At 31.3% G+C, this 1753-nt stretch carries 1 protein-coding gene and 1 pseudogene; both read right to left on the reverse strand.

Annotated features, from left to right (window positions below):
• Positions 1–715 (reverse strand): annotated as a pseudogene (locus ACTG3S_RS13090) (tagaturonate reductase); the annotation flags it as partial.
• A gap of 10 nt (positions 716–725) precedes the next feature.
• The coding region (locus tag ACTG3S_RS13095; protein ID WP_439129788.1) for a TRAP transporter large permease at positions 726–1753 on the reverse strand (1028 nt) is incomplete at its 5' end.

Raw genomic sequence — 1753 nt, forward strand, 5'->3', positions numbered from 1 at the left:
CTAATTGTGCGTTATAATCTTCTATTTCGTCTTTTGGATAACCTGGTACAATTCTATCTACTAATGTACTATGGAATGAACAATCGTTGTTAATCCAGTTGATGAAATCGTTTCCTAAACTCCAATCATTAGCATATTTTAGAATAATTTCTTTTAGTTGCTCAGAATTATGATTGATTAATTCGCAAGGAATAATCGTTAATCCTTTGTCTGAAGCCCCATTAAAATGCTTGAATCTTTCGTTCAGTAATACTGTTAATTTTGCGGGAAATGAACTTGGTGGTTGCATTTCTTTTGTATCACTTTCTACATAAGCAATACCTGCTTCTGTAGTGTTTGAAATGATAAACTGAAGTTCTTCTTCTTTTGCTAAATCAATATAATTATTAAAATCTACATAAGGATTTACACCTTTAACAATGTTTGTAATTAATTCTTTATGCTGAATTTTTTCACCTTTTTGAACACCTTTTAAAAACAACGTATACAACCCATCTTGATCGTTTAGCATGTTTACCATACCTCTATCAATAGGTTGCACAACAGCAATACCTGCATTAAAATCTGCTTCTTTATTTAATTTTTGAAAAGCATATTCAACAAAAGCTCTTAAAAAATTTCCTTCGCCAAACTGTATTACTTTTATTGGTGGCGTTTGCGTTAAATTAAGATTTTCTCTATTTAAAATTTTCTTATTTTCTATTATTTCTTGCATTACTTTAATATTATAATTCGAATAAATTTGGTAAAAACATTGAGATTTCTGGTATAAAACTAATTAGCATTAATACCGCTATCATAATTAGTAAAAAAGGCACTAAAGACTTGATTACTTTTGTTACTGATACATTGGCGACACCACTACCTACAAAGAGCAAAGTTCCTACAGGAGGCGTACAAATTCCGATACATAAATTCAATACAATTACAATTCCAAAATGAACAGGATGCATACCTAATGTAGTTACTACTGGTAAAAATATTGGTGTAAATATTAACACTGCTGGTGTCATATCCATAAACGTTCCAACAATTAATAAAATGATGTTAATTGCTAAAAAGATGGCAAATTTGTTATTTAAAGATTCTAATAAAAATGAACTTATCATTTCTGGAATTCCTTCAAAAGAGAACAACCAAGACATTGCCATAGATGTACAAATTAAAAACATTACTACTGACGTAGTTTTTCCACTCGATAATAATATTTTCGGGAAATCTTTTACCTTAATATCACCATAAACTAGTGATAAAACTGCTGCATATAAAACTGCAATTACAGAAGCTTCTGTTGCCGTAAAAACTCCAGCTACAATACCACCTACAACAACAACCAATAGTAATAAGCTAAAAAATGCTTTTCTAAAATAAGTCCATATTTCTTTAAGTGTTGAGCGTTCTCCTTTTGCATAGCGTCTACTAATTGCAATAAAAGCGATATAACCCATAATAGCAAAACCTAATAAAATTCCAGGTAAATAACCCGCAATAAATAAGGCTGCTACTGATGCAGTTCCACCACTTGCTAATGCATAAACAATTAAAATATTACTTGGGGGAATTAATAATCCTGTAGTTGATGATGTAATGTTTACGGAAGCACTTAATTGTCTTGGATATCCTTCTTCTTCCATTCTATCTGTCATAATAGAACCAATTGCAGAGGCTGCTGCTACTGCAGAACCAGAGATTGCTCCAAAAAGCATTGAAGCCAAAACGTTTACATACGCTAATCCTCCAGGGAGACTTGCTA

The organism is Polaribacter sp., from assembly GCF_965656025.1.
Classification (GTDB): Bacteria; Bacteroidota; Bacteroidia; order Flavobacteriales; family Flavobacteriaceae; genus Polaribacter.